The 14,304-nt window shown below is 59.7% G+C and carries 14 protein-coding genes and 1 pseudogene; 13 read left to right on the top strand and 2 right to left on the bottom strand.

From position 1 onward, the window contains the following. Window position 1: 1 nt before the first annotated feature. The 6 genes from G113_RS06945 (at window position 2) to frdD (ending at window position 6,515) form a co-directional block, all read left to right on the top strand. Window positions 2-760: a glycerophosphodiester phosphodiesterase gene (locus tag G113_RS06945; RefSeq protein ID WP_005897359.1), complete on the top strand. Its 759-nt coding sequence runs from the start codon at window positions 2-4 to the stop codon at window positions 758-760. A gap of 67 nt (window positions 761-827) precedes the next feature. Next, window positions 828-2,705 carry a methyl-accepting chemotaxis protein gene (locus G113_RS06940; protein WP_005897355.1) on the top strand — a complete coding sequence of 626 codons (1,878 nt, stop codon included), beginning with the start codon at window positions 828-830 and terminating at the stop codon, window positions 2,703-2,705. Window positions 2,706-3,221: 516 nt separating this feature from the next. Beyond that, window positions 3,222-5,006 (top strand): fumarate reductase (quinol) flavoprotein subunit, encoded by a 1,785-nt coding sequence (gene frdA / locus G113_RS06930; protein ID WP_005897349.1) that lies wholly within the window; start codon window positions 3,222-3,224, stop codon window positions 5,004-5,006. Further along, a complete protein-coding gene (locus G113_RS06925) occupies window positions 4,999-5,733 on the top strand; it encodes a succinate dehydrogenase/fumarate reductase iron-sulfur subunit (protein ID WP_005897345.1) in 735 nt (244 codons plus the stop codon). Before frdA ends, G113_RS06925 begins: the two co-directional genes overlap by 8 nt. A 16-nt stretch (window positions 5,734-5,749) precedes the next feature. Further along, window positions 5,750-6,148 carry a fumarate reductase subunit C gene (locus tag G113_RS06920; RefSeq protein ID WP_005897341.1) on the top strand — a complete coding sequence of 133 codons (399 nt, stop codon included), beginning with the start codon at window positions 5,750-5,752 and terminating at the stop codon, window positions 6,146-6,148. A 10-nt stretch (window positions 6,149-6,158) separates the two neighbouring features. After that, a complete protein-coding gene (gene frdD / locus G113_RS06915; protein ID WP_005897338.1) occupies window positions 6,159-6,515 on the top strand; it encodes a fumarate reductase subunit FrdD in 357 nt (118 codons plus the stop codon). A gap of 55 nt (window positions 6,516-6,570) precedes the next feature. On the opposite strand, the gene G113_RS06910 is transcribed toward frdD, so the two are convergent. Together G113_RS06910 and G113_RS06905 are read right to left on the bottom strand one after the other, a co-directional pair. Further along, window positions 6,571-7,788, bottom strand: coding sequence for a winged helix-turn-helix domain-containing protein (locus G113_RS06910; RefSeq protein ID WP_040318991.1), 1,218 nt, complete (start codon window positions 7,786-7,788; stop codon window positions 6,571-6,573). Between the two features lie 105 nt (window positions 7,789-7,893). After that, window positions 7,894-8,562 carry a class I SAM-dependent methyltransferase gene (locus tag G113_RS06905; RefSeq protein WP_040318988.1) on the bottom strand — a complete coding sequence of 223 codons (669 nt, stop codon included), beginning with the start codon at window positions 8,560-8,562 and terminating at the stop codon, window positions 7,894-7,896. Window positions 8,563-8,738: 176 nt separating this feature from the next. Here G113_RS06905 and G113_RS06900 point away from each other — a divergent pair, with 176 nt between their 5' ends. The 7 genes and pseudogenes from G113_RS06900 to G113_RS06870 form a co-directional block, all read left to right on the top strand. After that, complete coding sequence (locus G113_RS06900) at window positions 8,739-9,383, top strand: thermostable hemolysin (RefSeq protein WP_005897331.1); 645 nt, start codon at window positions 8,739-8,741, stop codon at window positions 9,381-9,383. Then, on the top strand, window positions 9,380-10,837 hold the full coding sequence (locus G113_RS06895; RefSeq protein ID WP_005897328.1) for an AMP-dependent synthetase/ligase: 1,458 nt from the start codon (window positions 9,380-9,382) through the stop codon (window positions 10,835-10,837). The genes G113_RS06900 and G113_RS06895 overlap by 4 nt, the downstream gene beginning before the upstream one ends. Beyond that, window positions 10,834-11,487: a TenA family transcriptional regulator gene (locus G113_RS06890; RefSeq protein ID WP_005897325.1), complete on the top strand. Its 654-nt coding sequence runs from the start codon at window positions 10,834-10,836 to the stop codon at window positions 11,485-11,487. The genes G113_RS06895 and G113_RS06890 overlap by 4 nt, the downstream gene beginning before the upstream one ends. 40 nt (window positions 11,488-11,527) lie before the next feature. Then, complete coding sequence (locus G113_RS06885; protein WP_005897322.1) at window positions 11,528-12,367, top strand: SDR family oxidoreductase; 840 nt, start codon at window positions 11,528-11,530, stop codon at window positions 12,365-12,367. Further along, window positions 12,364-12,987: a tetratricopeptide repeat protein gene (locus tag G113_RS06880; RefSeq protein ID WP_005897321.1), complete on the top strand. Its 624-nt coding sequence runs from the start codon at window positions 12,364-12,366 to the stop codon at window positions 12,985-12,987. Before G113_RS06885 ends, G113_RS06880 begins: the two co-directional genes overlap by 4 nt. Before the next feature lie 153 nt (window positions 12,988-13,140). Continuing rightward, a complete protein-coding gene (locus G113_RS06875; protein ID WP_005897319.1) occupies window positions 13,141-13,812 on the top strand; it encodes a response regulator in 672 nt (223 codons plus the stop codon). Between the two features lie 40 nt (window positions 13,813-13,852). Continuing rightward, window positions 13,853-14,304: pseudogene (locus G113_RS06870) on the top strand (ATP-binding protein); the annotation flags it as partial.

Raw genomic sequence — 14,304 nt, 5'->3', positions numbered from 1 at the left:
AATGCAGATCATCGCCCACCGCGGGGCCAGTGGCCTGGCCCCGGAAAACACTCTCAAGGCCATACGTCTTGCCCTCAAGTTGGGGGCGCCCGCCATCGAAATAGACGTGCAGCAAGCCGATGGCGAACTCTGGGTATTTCACGATCGTCGCCTGGATCGCTGTACCAATGGTCATGGGGTGCTGAGCCGACAAAGCGCCGCTTATTTGCAGGGGCTGGATGCCGGTGATGGGGAGCCCATTCCGCTGCTGTGGCACGTCATGGCCGCGATCAAGGGAGAGTGCGAGCTGCATATCGAGCTCAAGGGGATAGAGACGGCAGAGGGCGTGGCAGACCTGACCCGACGCGCTGAAGTCGAACTGGGCTTCATGGCGGACCAGTGGCTGGTCTCCTCCTTCCATCACCCCGAGTTGGCCCGCTTCGGAGCGCTGCGTCCCGAGATCCGCCTTGGCGCCCTTATTGCCAATCGACCGCTGGCTCTCTCCCATGCCGCCGAGGCGCTCAACGCCTGGTCACTGAACTGCGATCTCGATTTCGTGGATGAAGCCTTGGTGAAAGACGCCCATGATCGCGGGTTGAAGGTGCTGATCTATACGGTGGATCAGCTGGAGGATGCCCGCCAATTGCATGAATGGGGGGTCGATGGAATCTTCACCAACCGTCCCGATCTGATGTTAAAGGACACTCAATTGGGTCAGCATGCTGCAAGCCGCGAAAATAAAGGCATCGAGGGGATAAAGAAGCCGGAGCGCGGCCGATAACATAAGCACCACCATAATAAAAAAACACATCTGACTAACTCAGACTGACGCTCACAAGGACGTAAATATGAACCTATATATCAAAAACAAGCTGGTGATGGCCGTTGGCCTGATCATTTTGATCATCACCGGGCTGCAGGTCTGGTACAACACCAGCCAACTCAAGAGTGAAACCCAGCGTCTGGTCTGGAACATCATCGACGAGAGCTCCACCTCCAACGTCAAGGGGATCTCGCGCTGGCTCGACTCGCGCATCGGCATGGTCACCTCGGCCAAAGAGGCCTTCACCGAGCAAGACAACCCCATCAGCCATCTGGCCCAGGCCATGAATGCTGGCAACTTCGACCTGGTCTATGCCGGCACTCAGGACGGCAAGATGATCCAGAGCAAGCCGACCGACCTGCCCGCAGGCTATGACCCTCGCCAGCGCCCCTGGTACAAGGAAGCCATGGCCGCAGGCAAGCTCATCATCACAGAGCCGTATGCCGACATCACCACGGGTCAGCTCATCATCACCATCGCCGAACCCTTCACCCGAGGTAGTACCCAAGGTGTCATCGCCGGCGATGTCTCCATCGACAGCCTGGTGCGCGACATCCTGGCCATGAACCAGGAAGGCACCTACGCCATGCTGGTCGACAAGAACGGCACCATCATAGCGCACCCGGACAAGGCGCTGGCCCTGAAGCCGGCCACCGAGATCTCCCCCGAGCTGACCCCTGCCAAAGTCAACGAGCTGGCCCATGACGGCGCTATCTCCGACATGGTGATCGGCGGCAAGCTGAGCGTGTTTGACCTAACAGAGATCCCCAACTCCAGCTGGTACTTCGGCATAGTGGTGGATGAGGCTGTGGCCTATCAGTCGGTATCGCGCATGGTCACCTCGACCCTGCTGCAGGGGTTGCTCACCATCCTCATCGTGGCCGGCTTCTCCTATCTGGCCATCAGCCGCGCCCTCTCCCCCTTGCAGACCCTGGGTGAAGCCATCGCCGATCTCTCCCGCGGCAATGGCGATCTGACCCGCAGAGTCAAGATTGAACGCGAAGACGAGGTGGGTGTAGTCGCCAAACACGTCAACACCTTCATCGATCGTATTCACGTCATGGTGCAGGACATCTCCAACTCCTCGGGTCAGCTCAATCAGCAAGCCAACTCCTCCCACAACATGGCGGAGAAATCGAGCCAGGGACTGGCCCGCCAGCAGAACGAGATCTCCCAGATAGCCACGGCCGTCCACGAGATGTCCGCCACCGCCGTCGAGGTGGCGAGCAATGCCGAGCAGACCGCGGACGCGGCGCGCAGCTCCTCCGAGAGCTGTGAACACGGCAAGCAGGTCATCGCCCGCAACCAGAGATCCATCACGGATCTGGCGGGTCAGGTGGAACAAGCCTCCAACATCATCCAGGAGCTGGAAAAGAACGCGCAGGAGATCAACACCATCCTCTCCACCATCCAGGGGATAGCCGAGCAGACCAACCTGCTGGCACTCAACGCCGCCATCGAGGCGGCCCGGGCGGGTGAACAGGGTCGCGGTTTCGCCGTGGTAGCCGATGAGGTGCGGGTCTTGTCCCAGCGCACTCACAGCTCCACCGTCGAGATCCGCAGCATGATAGAGACCCTGCAGCGCAACACCCAGGGGGCGGTCAGCACCATGCATGAGGGTCAACAACTCGCTCAGAACAGCGTGGATGATGCCAGCAATGCCACTTTGGCTCTGGAACGGATCACCGCCTCCATCAATCAGATCTCCGACATGGCCACCCAGATCTCCAGCGCTGCCGAGGAGCAGCGCGCCGTCACCGACGAGGTGAGCCGCAATATCCAGGCGGTGAAGGATGTCTCGGACGAGCTGGCAGGGGATGCGGACAGCTCCCGCAATCTCTCTGCACAACTTAAAAATATTTCAGGTGAACTGAGCAATCAGGTCGGCATGTTCCGCATCTGATCATCACAGTTCAAAGGGGCCATGCAGGCCCCTTTTTTTATTAAAAAATGCTTTCGTTTCAATAGTTATTACCACATCAACGATCGGGGCTATGAGGATAAAAACGCTCATACGCAACGGAATCTCGTCATAAAGCAGCCCATCAAGACAAACTTTCGGATTAGTTTTTTGAATCAAATAACCCCACCAGTTAATCCGCGAATAATTCTTATTAAATATTTTCGATAAAAACTTAAAAACTTTATGGGTAATACCTAAAAAGAGAGGCATTTCTCATTTTATTGAAAGAAAACTACGTATAATCCTGAGCTTAAAGTAACCATAGCAATATGATCGGCTGATACCAATAACTGAAGGATGGCGATAATTACGGCGTTTTCATCCAGGGAATGGGGTGATTTTGATAAAAGTCACCATTGCCAAGCACTAAAACAAACCAGTTTGACTTGCATCAAGCCTGAATTTTTTTAATAGAGCAGAATCGTGCCCAGCAAATCTATCCCTAAGGAGGCAGATGTGGATATTATCAAGACCGATGTCGCCATCATCGGTGCCGGTGGTGGTGGCCTGCGTGCCGCTATCGCCATAGCAGAAGCCCACCCGGATCTGGAGATCGCCCTGATTTCCAAGGTCTACCCGATGCGCAGCCATACCGTTGCCGCAGAAGGTGGCGCCGCCGGCGTGGTTCGTGATGATGACTCCCTCGAAAACCACTTTAACGACACCGTATCCGGTGGCGACTGGTTGTGCGAGCAGGACGTGGTCGATTACTTCGTCGAAAACTGTACCCAAGAAATGGTCCAGTTGGAGCACTGGGGCTGCCCCTGGAGCCGCAAGCCCGATGGCAAGGCCAACGTGCGCCGTTTCGGTGGCATGAAGATCCCCCGTACCTGGTTTGCCGCCGACAAATCCGGTTTCCACATTCTGCATACCCTGTTCCAGACCTCCATCAAGTACCCCACCATCAAGCGCTTCGATGAGCACTTCTGCATGGACTTGATCGTGGATGACGGCCGCGTACAGGGTGTTCTGACCTTTGACATCCAGAACGGCATCACCCGCTTCATCCAGGCCAAGTCTGTCATTCTGGCCACAGGTGGCGCCGGTCGCGTTTACCGCTACAACACCAACGGTGGCATAGTCACCGGCGACGGCATGGCCCTGGCCTACCGTCACGGCGTGCCGTTGCGGGACATGGAGTTCGTCCAATATCACCCGACCGGTCTGCCCGGTACCGGCATACTGATGACCGAAGGTTGTCGTGGTGAGGGTGGCATCCTGGTCAACAAGGATGGCTACCGCTATCTGCAAGACTATGGCCTGGGCCCGGAAACCCCGGTCGGCGAGGCAAAGAACAAATACATGGAGCTGGGCCCGCGGGATCGTCTCTCTCAGGCATTCTGGCAAGAGCAGCAGAAAGGCCGCACTATCCCAGGCCCGATGGGCGATGTGGTGCACCTCGACCTGCGCCACCTCGGCGAGAAATACCTGAAAGAGCGCCTGCCCTTCATCTGCGAACTGGCCAAGGCCTACGTGGGTGTGGATCCGGTCAAGGAGCCTATCCCGGTCCGTCCTACCGCCCACTACACCATGGGTGGCATCGAGACCAACGGTCAATGCGCAACCCGTATGCCGGGTCTGTATGCCCTGGGCGAGTGCGCCTCCGTCGGTCTGCACGGCGCCAACCGTCTGGGCTCCAACTCCCTGTCCGAGATAGTGGTATTTGGCAAGGTTGCCGGTGAGCACGCCGGTGAATTCGCCAAGACCCAGTCCCATGGCGACACCCAGGCCCTGGCTGCCAAGGCCGAGTCACTCATCAAGCAGCACCTCTCCTTGCTCGACATCGACGGCACCGAAAACCCGGCCGATATTCGCAACGAGTTGGGCCTGTCCATGGAAGCCGGGGTCGGTATCTACCGTACCGAAGAGCTCATGCAGGGCACCATCGACAAGATCAACGAGCTGAAGGCCCGTTACAAGAAGGTCAAGATCAACGACAAGTCCTCTGTCTTCAACACCGATCTGCTGTACGCCATCGAACTGGGCTACATGCTGGACGTGGCCGAAGCCATGGCTCACTCCGCCATCAACCGCAAAGAGTCTCGTGGTTCTCACCAGCGACTGGATGGGTTTGAGGAGCGCGATGACGTGAACTTCCTCAAGCACTCCCTCTCCTTCTACAACCAGGAAGGCGCCCCGACCATCGATTACTCCGATGTGAAGATCACTAAATCCCAACCGGCGAAACGCGTATACGGTTCCGAGGGTGAGAAACAAGACGAGGCTAAGAAGCATGGCTGAGATGATCGAAATTGATATCCTGCGCTACCGACCAGAGCAGGACAACGAGCCCTGGATGCAGACCTTCCAGGTGCCTTACCTGAAAGAGATGTCCCTGCTGGACGCCCTGCAATACATCAAGGATCAGCTGGACTCCACCTTAAGCTTCCGCTGGTCCTGCCGGATGGCGATCTGCGGCTCGTGCGGCATGATGGTCAACGGCATTCCGAAGCTGGGTTGCAAGACCTTCCTGCGCGATTATCTGCCGGGCAAGATGACCATAGAGCCGCTCAACAACTTCCCGATCGAGCGCGATCTGGTGGTCGACATGTCCGATTTCATCGAGAAGCTGGAGAGCATCAAGCCCTACATCATCCCGTCCGAGCCGCGCAGCCTGTGCGATGGCGAGTACACCCAGACCCCGGCTGACATGGCGAAGTATCACCAGTTCTCCATGTGCATCAACTGTGGTCTGTGCTACGCCGCCTGCCCGCAATATGGCATCAACAAGAAGTTCACCGGTCCGGCGGCACTGGCGCTGGCCTATCGCTACAACGTCGACAACCGCGACAGCGCGTCCAAAGAGCGGATGAAGATCATCAGCCAGGATGAGGGTGTCTGGGGTTGTACCTTCGTGGGCTACTGTTCTGACGTGTGTCCCAAAGGCGTGGATCCGGCCGCCGCCATCCAGCTTGGCAAGGTCGAGAGCGCCAAGGACTACATGATCGCCATGTTCAAGCCAGATTGAGATCAGGAATGAGACCATGAACAACACCAATAGCAAACGTAAGCCTTACGTCCGCGAAATGAAGAAAGACTGGTGGCTGAAGAACGCCTTCTACACCGGTTACATGATCCGTGAAGGCACCAGTATCTTCGTCTCCATCTATGCCGTCGTGCTGATGTGGGGTCTGCTGCGTCTGGTTCAGGGTCAGGAAGCGTTCAACGGCTGGCTGGAATCCCTGCAAAGCCCGGTAGCCATCCTGTTCCACGTCATCGCTCTGGCCGCCTGCCTGTTCCACGCCAAGACCTGGTTCGCACTGGCCCCCAAGGCGATGCGTATCTTCCGTGGCGAAGACCTGGTGCCGGAGAAGCCGATCGTTATCGTCCAGTATGTGGCGCTGGCGGTGGTATCCCTGCTGATCCTGATTATCGTGGCCTGAGGAGAAAACCATGAGACGTTCTGACGAGCCCATCTACTGGGGATTGTTTGGTGCCGGTGGCATGGTGGTTGCCATGCTGCTGCCGGTGATTGTCCTCATTACCGGTCTGCTGGTGCCCATGGGCATCATGGACGTGGAGACCATGAGCTTTGAGCGTGTGCACGACTTCGCCAGCACCTGGTGGGGAGCCGCCATACTGCTGGTGATCATCGCCCTGCCCATCTGGCACGGCATGCACCGTATCTACCACGGTCTGCACGATCTGGGGATCCACACCACCAAGCTGCACCACTACGTGTTCTATGGCTTCGCCTTTCTGGTGTCCGCCATTACCGTAGGTCTGCTGATGGTGCTGGTACTCCAGTAAGCACATCCTGACCGCATGACAAACCGGGCCAAGTGCCCGGTTTTTTTATGCAGGTTCACACCAGATCCTGCCACAGGGCCAGCAAGGGAGCGGGAATGCTGCCATGGCGAAGGGTCGGGGTCTGATGCCAGTTCGCCAGTGTTTGCAGCGCCTTGGCCAGATCCTTCGCCAGGGTGCGGGTCACCCTGATCCCCGCCTCCAGATAGAGGCTCTTTATCTCGAACACTCCCTCCTTGCGGTGAGCCTTGGCGTCCATCCTGCCCACCAGTTTGCCGCGATGCAGCAGCGGCAGCACGAAGTAGCCGTACTGGCGCTTGGGGGCCGGGGTATAGCATTCGATGCGATAGTCAAAGCCAAACAGCTCGCTGGCCCGTTTGCGATCCCACACCAGGGGGTCAAAGGGAGACAATGCAGCCGTGTGGGTCGCCTTGAGGCTGCCAGCCTGGGCCCTGGCCAGCTCATCGGCCAGGGAGGCGTGCACGAAGGCGCCGTGCTGCCACCCCTCCACCCGCACCGGCAGCAGCTCCCCTTCATCTGCCAACTGATGGAGCAGGGCATCGTATTTGCCCCGGCGCAGCCGGTAGTAATCCGCCACCCAGCCGGTCTTGACCAGCCCCACCGCCCGACAACTGGCCCGCACCATATCCCGCTGGGCCAGCTCCCTGCTTGGCAGATCCCGCTCATCGCGCCAGTCGGGCATGACCCGCTCGGCCAAGTCGTACACCCGCTGGAAGTTACGCCGCTCACGCACCATCAGCTGGCCTGCGGTAAACAGCACCTCTAGGTGACGCTTCTCCGGCTTCCAGTCCCACCAGCCGTTGCCCTTGCCCCCCTTGCGCTCGAAATCGGCGGCCCGCACCGGGCCGTCCCGCCGAATGCGCTCGACTATCTGCGTTATCTCGTCGCCGTGGGTCTTGAGCCACTGGGCGGAGAACTTCCAGCCCATGGCGGCGGGATCCAGCATGCGATGGCGTAGCAGGCGGTAGTCCTCACGGGGGACAAAGCAGGCCTCGTGGGCCCAGTATTCGAAGAGATCGCCCTCGGCCAGCAGTTGCTCCAGCCAGACAGGATCGTACTGGCCCAGCCGGCTGAACAGCACCAGATAGGGGCTGCGCGCCACCACAGAGATGGTGTCTATCTGCAGCAGTGCCATGCGACGGATACAGGTGAGCACATCAGCCGGGCCCGCCTTGCGCTTGGGGGAAACCAGCAGCCCTTGCGCGGCAAGTTGCAGATGACGGGCATCCTGAACACTGAGATGAATGGACGACATGGGCGAGGTGGCCTCAAGTGAGTGAATCGCCAGCATGCCCAAAAGCGGCCCGGATGAAAACCGGGCTTGCGCCATTTTGCGATGCGATCCTGGAGACCGCAGTGTCTAGGGCTGAATTCTGGCCTTGGCGAGCACGGCCACATCCGGGTGAGGCAGGCTCAACTGCGCGCCAAGCCGCTGCGCCAGCCAGTGAAACGAGGCGTCGGCGAAGAAGACGATATGAGTGGGATCATGGCGATAGCGCCAATGCCGAAAGCGCTCGTCGCTGAGCACTCGCTGGGTCTGCAGCACCAGCAGGCCACCCGGCTTGAGGCAGTCCCACAACTGCATCAGCACGGCGCCTGGCTCGGCCAGATGTTCGATCACCTCAGTGCTGGTGATGAAATCATATTGCCGGGTCAGCAAGGCGGGATCGTCGGCATAGAACTTGTCATAACCGGCCATCTGGTAACCCGACTCGCGCCCCATGGCCAGCAGCGCAGGTCCCGGGCCACAGCCGAAATCCAACCCGCTCGCCGGCGCCGGGATCTGCGCCAGCACCTGGCCAAAAGCGCGCATCAGGAACGCGCGGTAACGGGGATCGTCCACCTCGTTATGGTGTCCGTCATAGACGGCCTTCTCCCCGGCATCATCCAGCCGATGAACCGGCGCCATGAACACCAGGGCGCAGTCGAGGCAGCGGCCATAAAGTTTGCACGCCACCGGCAAGGCATAGTGGCGATCGCCACCACAGAGGGGACAGAGGCAGAGTTCCACGCAAGCTCCTTGTTGCATCGGGATGAGGGGTGACCTGAATCGGCGTGCAATGTGCCTGCCTGCGGGCGCCATGGCAAGGGCAGAGTGCGGTCGCGTCAAGACCGGACATTATCGGAACCATTTTTTTCGTTCTCTTAATAGTGTCTTAAGTTTGCTCTTTTAGGCTGCACTCATTGACGATGAGGAGACGGCCCATGACAACAGATATCCAAGCCCCCTACCGGCTCATGCTGGCCGAACAGCCGCAGCAGAAGGCCGAATTGCAAGCCTATATCCAGCATGCCTATCAACGAGAATTCGATGCCAGCATCCCCCACTTCTTGCCTTGCCTCGTCGGTCTCTATCGCGCAGACGGGCTGCTGGTGGGGGCCTGCGGCCTCCAGCTCGCCAGGGATGAACCGCTTTATCTTGAGCAGTATCTGGAGCAGCCGATTGAAGATGCGATCGCCCGCGGCCTCGGCCTTCAGACAGCACGAGAGCGCATCATAGAGGTTGGCAACTTCGCCTGCCTGACCCCAGGCAATGCCCGCCTGATGTTCGCCGCCCTCACCTGTTTGCTCTGTGACAATGACCTGGATGTGGTGGTCTTTACCGGCACCGCCAAACTGCGCAACAGCTTTCATCGCCTGCATCTCGAGCCCGTTGAACTGGCGAGCGCCGAGCCGCACCGAGTCGGTGAGGATGCCCAGGCCTGGGGGGCCTATTATCAGTGCCAGCCCAGGGTCATGGCAGGGGATCTCAGCCAGGGGCGCCAGGTGCTGAGCCAAAACAGTCTGCTGATCTCCCTGTTGGGGCCGATGCCGTCCCTGTTTCCCTGCCAGATGAGGGCGTCCTTATGAGCCTGTTCGACACCCTGTTCGATCTCTCTTATCAGGATCCGCACCGCCCGGCCCTGTGTGACAGCCAACAGCGTCTGAGCTATGGCGAACTCTGGCCCCAGGTGCGTGGTCTGGCCTGGGATCTGGAAGAGGCGGGCATACGCCGCCTCGCCCTGCAGCTCGACAATGGCCTGCCCTGGGCCCTGATTGACCTGGCCTGCGCCCTGGCCAACATTGTGGTGATCCCCGTGCCCCACTTCTTCAGTGCCCAGCAGCAGAACTGGCTGCTCCAGAGCAGCGGCGCCGATGCCCTGGTAGGCCCAGCCCGCGATGGCTGGCAAGCGGGTCATCCTCTCGCCCTGCTCGGCGCGACCCTGCCGTTATGGCGCTGCCAGCCAGCCCAGGTCCCCGCCCTGCCAGAGGGCACAGCCAAGATAACCTACACCTCTGGGAGTACGGGGCAACCCAAGGGAGTCTGCCTCTCCTGGCGCCAGCTGATGACCGTTTGCCAGTCGCTGGCCGAACGGGTGGCCCCGGCTCAGGTGGAGCAGCACCTGACCCTGCTGCCGCTCACCACCTTGCTCGAGAACATCACTGGCCTCTATGTTCCCCTGTTCACCGGCGCCTGCAGCCGTATCCCTTCTCCGGCGGAGCTTGGTTTCTCGGGCTCCAGCAAACTGGACCCCATGATGCTGGCGGCGGCCCTCACTCGCTGGCCCAGCCACAGTCTGGTACTGGTCCCCGAGTTGCTGCGCCTGCTGGTCGCCTTGTGCGCCCAGCAACCAGATCTGGTCAAGGGGGTACGTTTCATTGCCGTCGGGGGCGGCAAGGTATGCCCCGAGCTGATCCAGCGTGCCCGCGCCCTCGGGTTGCCCGTCTACGAGGGCTATGGCCTCTCCGAATGTGGCTCTGTCGTGGCGCTAAATGGCCCGGATCAAGACAAGGTCGGCAGCGTGGGGAAACCCCTGGCCCACTGCCGGGTCAGCATTGCCCCTGATGGCGAAATCATGGTGGAAGGAGTCACCATGCTGTGCTACCTGGGTGAATCCGAATGCAACCGGGGTCCCTTTGCCACAGGCGATCTCGGCCAACTGGATGAAGAGGGGTATTTGTACCTCACCGGTCGCAAGAAAAATGTGCAGATCACCGCCTTTGGTCGCAACTTTTCCCCCGAGTGGATCGAGGCAGAGGCCCAGCTCTGTCCCGCCATCGGCCGCATTGTGGTATTTGGCGACGGCCAGCCCGCCAATGTCGCCTTGATCCAGTCTTTGCCGGGCGGCGAGCCCCAGCTCGCCGCCCAGATTGCCCAGCTCAATCAGCGCCTGCCCGATTACGCCCGCATCCATCACTGGCTGCCCGTGGCACTGGATCAGCATCCCGATCTGCTGACAGCCAATGGTCGCCCCCGTCGCGAACGGATCTATCACCACTTTTCTGACCAGATAAGCCAATGCCTTAACGGAGAATCCTCATGACCTTCTACCAGACACTGCAACAGGCCACCGCCGCAGAGCGTGAACGTCTGTTCAATGCCCCCATTATCGAAGCCTGCCGACGCGGCGACATCAGTCGCCAGACCTACCTCACCTTCCTTGCCCAGGCCTTCTATCATGTGCGCCACACGGTACCGCTACTGATGGCGACCGGAGGCAAGCTGGGCCAGGAGTACGAGTGGGTGCGCGGCGCCATCAAGGAATATGTCGAGGAGGAGTATGGCCATCAGGAGTGGATCCTCAATGACATCCGTGCCTGCGGGGGGGACGCAGACGCGGTGCGCCACGGCCATCCCGAGCAGCCCATCGAGCTGATGGTCGCCTTTCTCTATGATCAGATAGCCCGGGGCAACCCCATGGCCTTCTTCGGCATGGTGCAGGTGCTGGAAGGCACCAGCGTCGCCATCGCCACCACAGTCGCCGGCCAGCTCACGAGCGGCCTGGGCCTGCCGCCCCAGGCCATGAGTTATCTCAGCTCCCACGGTGCCCTGGATCAGGAACACCTCAAGTTCTTCGAAGGGTTGATGAACCGGGTGGAGCAGCCCGAGGATCAAGCCGCCATCATACATAGCGCCAAGGTGGTCTATCGCCTCTATGGCGACATGCTCTACAGCCTGACGGAGCGCCATTGATGCCTATTATCTGTCTCTTTCCGTGCGGGGAGTTGCCGTCATGAAACTTGCCGGAAAACGCATACTGCTCACCGGGGCCAGCGGCGGTATAGGGGAGGCCCTGGCCCAGGTACTGGCAGAACAGGGGGCCATATTGCTGTTACATGGCCGTCGCAGCAGTGCGCTGGAACGGCTGCGCAAGGGGTTGCCCAACCCTGACCACCATCAACTGCTGGTGGCGGATCTGATGACGGCAACGGGCCGCGCCCAGCTGTTGCAACACCCGATTCTGGATGAACCCATCGATGTATTGATCAACAACGCCGGTTGCAACGAGTTTGCCTGGCTGGAGGATCAGAGCAGCGAGCAGGTCGAACGCCAGTTGCGCCTTAATCTGGAGGCACCTGTCCAGCTCTGCCGCGCCCTCTTGCCCAGGCTCAATCACCCCGGTCTCATCATGAACGTGGGTTCCTGCTTCGGCGCCATCGGCTACCCGGGTTACAGCGTCTATTGCGCCAGTAAATTTGCCCTGCGCGGTTTTAGCGAATCCCTGGGCCGCGAGCTGAAAGACACGGGAGTCAAGGTGATCCATTTTGCGCCACGGGCTACCCGCACGCGACTCAACTCGACCGCTGCCTATGCGATGAATGCTGAACTTGGGACCAAAACCGATACCCCGGAAGTCGTGGCCGAGGCGGCGTTGCAGGCCCTGATGCGGGAGGGGCGCAACTACTGGCTCGGCTGGCCCGAAGCCTTGTTTGTGCGGCTCAACGGCCTGCTGCCCGCCCTGGTCGATCGGGCCCTTGCCAAGCAGCATGCCGTCATAGCGCGCCATGCCCGCCAACGACAGCCCCTAAACACAGAGCCAAAAAAGCATCAGGATCAAGGAGAAACACGATGAAAAACACAGTGATAGCCACGCTTGCCCTGCTCACCTTGACCCCTGGCCTGTCTCAGGCCGCCCCCCTGGATCTTGGCGGCGTACAGCAGGCCTGGGCCCAGTGCCAGTACCAGCAGAGCGGCGACAAGCAGGAAACCTGCCTCGAACAGTTGAGCGGTGAGGCTGAGCAGGCCAGTGCCGCAGCGCCCTTCAATACGGATCTGCTGATCTGGTCTGCCATAGTGCAGAGCAGCTGGGCGGGCGCCAAGGGGGGGCTGGGCGCTCTTAGCCTGGTCAAGGCGGCCAAAGCCAAGCTTGAGATAGCCATCAAGCAGGATCCCAAGGCGCTCGATGGCTCCGCCTATACCAGTCTGGGCTCCCTCTACTACAAGGTGCCGGGTTGGCCGGTGGGCTTTGGCGATGACAAGAAGGCGGAGCAACTGCTCAAGCAGGCGCTCGCCCTCAATCCCAACGGCATAGATCCCAACTTCTTCTACGGGGACTTCCTGATAGAGCAAGGCCGCAAGGCTGAAGCCAAGCGTTATCTGGAACAAGCCCTCAAAGCACCGGACAGGCCGGGACGCACCCTGGCCGATCAGGGACGACGGACTGAAGTCAAGGGGCTGCTAGCCAAGCTCTGACACCATGCCATGCAAGGGAGGGCGGGACGCAACCCGCCTTCTATCCTCCCAAGCCGACTCATCCAGACCGGTTAGCTAACCCGTGGAATTCTTTGTTTAAAGTACGCTCGCCAGCAGACATACTGGGAGGCCTTGCTGACCCGGGAGTTCTGTATGCGAGTACTGTTGGTGGAAGACGATCTCATGCTGGGTGACGGTATGCGCGATGCCCTGCGCAGTAGCGGTTACACGGTGGACTGGCTGCAGCTCGGTCTGCCTGCCCTCACCATCCTCAAGTGTGAGGAGTTCGCTACCCTGATACTGGATCTCAACCTGCCTGACATCGATGGCATCAGTCTGCTGCGCCAACTGCGCCGTGCCGGCCACAGCCTGCCGGTATTGATCCTCACTGCTCGCGACGCCCTGGATGACAGAGTGCTCGGCCTGGATGCCGGTGCCGATGACTACCTGGTCAAGCCTTTTGCCCTGCAGGAGCTCAACGCCCGATTGCGCGCGCTGGTTCGGCGCAGCAAGGGCCAGGCCCAGTCGGTATTGGAGTATGGCGATATACTGCTCTATCCGGATTCCCAGCAGGTCACTTACCTGGGGGAAGCTGTGCGACTCACCCCCCATGAATACAAGCTGTTGCAGGAGCTGTTGACCCAGGCGGGTCGAGTGCTCAGCAAGGAGCAGTTGCAACAGAGCCTCTATGGCTGGGATGAGGGCGCCGAGAGCAATGCGGTCGAGGTGCATATTCACCACCTGCGCAAGAAACTCTATACCGACCTCATCCGTAACATCAGGGGCGTCGGTTACATAGTGCCGCCCAAGGAGTCACTCCCCTGATGCGCACCGCAATCCATCGCACTACCGGGATCTTGCCCTTATGACACCACAGCGTTCCATTCGCAGCTTTCTGCTCACCGGCATACTGACTCTGGTGGGCGGCAGCCTGCTGCTCAGCGCCTTCATTGGTTATCTCGAGTCGAGCCACGAGATGGAGGAGCTGTTTGATGCCCGATTGGCACAATCGGCACGGATCACCAATCAGCTGCTGATCAGCTACATCGATCACACCAAAACCTTGCCCGCCAATGGCACCATCTATGAGGATTGGGAGCAACGCAATCCAGGCACGCACCCCAATGAGAAGGGGATGAATCTCAGTGGCGAGGACAGGGATGTCACCCCCTATGGCCACGAATTCGAACGCAACCTCACCTTCCAGCTGGTCGATAACAACGGCGTCGTACTGCTACGCTCCCCCAGTGCCCCTCGTTACCCCTATGGTAAAGCTGACCATCGGCTTTGAGACTCTCAACATCGATCGCCATCAAT

This window comes from Aeromonas molluscorum 848 (assembly GCF_000388115.1).
GTDB classification, from domain to species: domain Bacteria; phylum Pseudomonadota; class Gammaproteobacteria; order Enterobacterales; family Aeromonadaceae; genus Aeromonas; species Aeromonas molluscorum.
This window is presented reverse-complemented; position numbering and strand designations above follow the sequence as displayed.

Bases quoted from the DNA above. Each gene is read 5' to 3' on its own strand.
- G113_RS06945 (WP_005897359.1), top strand. From the start codon at position 2: ATGCAGATCATCGCCCACCGCGGGGCCAGTGGCCTGGCCCCGGAAAAC.
- G113_RS06940 (WP_005897355.1), top strand. From the start codon at position 828: ATGAACCTATATATCAAAAACAAGCTGGTGATGGCCGTTGGCCTGATC.
- G113_RS06925 (WP_005897345.1), top strand. From the start codon at position 4,999: ATGGCTGAGATGATCGAAATTGATATCCTGCGCTACCGACCAGAGCAG.
- G113_RS06920 (WP_005897341.1), top strand. From the start codon at position 5,750: ATGAACAACACCAATAGCAAACGTAAGCCTTACGTCCGCGAAATGAAG.
- frdD (WP_005897338.1), top strand. From the start codon at position 6,159: ATGAGACGTTCTGACGAGCCCATCTACTGGGGATTGTTTGGTGCCGGT.
- G113_RS06910 (WP_040318991.1), bottom strand. From the start codon at position 7,788: ATGTCGTCCATTCATCTCAGTGTTCAGGATGCCCGTCATCTGCAACTT.
- G113_RS06905 (WP_040318988.1), bottom strand. From the start codon at position 8,562: ATGCAACAAGGAGCTTGCGTGGAACTCTGCCTCTGTCCCCTCTGTGGT.
- G113_RS06900 (WP_005897331.1), top strand. From the start codon at position 8,739: ATGACAACAGATATCCAAGCCCCCTACCGGCTCATGCTGGCCGAACAG.
- G113_RS06895 (WP_005897328.1), top strand. From the start codon at position 9,380: ATGAGCCTGTTCGACACCCTGTTCGATCTCTCTTATCAGGATCCGCAC.
- G113_RS06890 (WP_005897325.1), top strand. From the start codon at position 10,834: ATGACCTTCTACCAGACACTGCAACAGGCCACCGCCGCAGAGCGTGAA.
- G113_RS06885 (WP_005897322.1), top strand. From the start codon at position 11,528: ATGAAACTTGCCGGAAAACGCATACTGCTCACCGGGGCCAGCGGCGGT.
- G113_RS06880 (WP_005897321.1), top strand. From the start codon at position 12,364: ATGAAAAACACAGTGATAGCCACGCTTGCCCTGCTCACCTTGACCCCT.
- G113_RS06875 (WP_005897319.1), top strand. From the start codon at position 13,141: ATGCGAGTACTGTTGGTGGAAGACGATCTCATGCTGGGTGACGGTATG.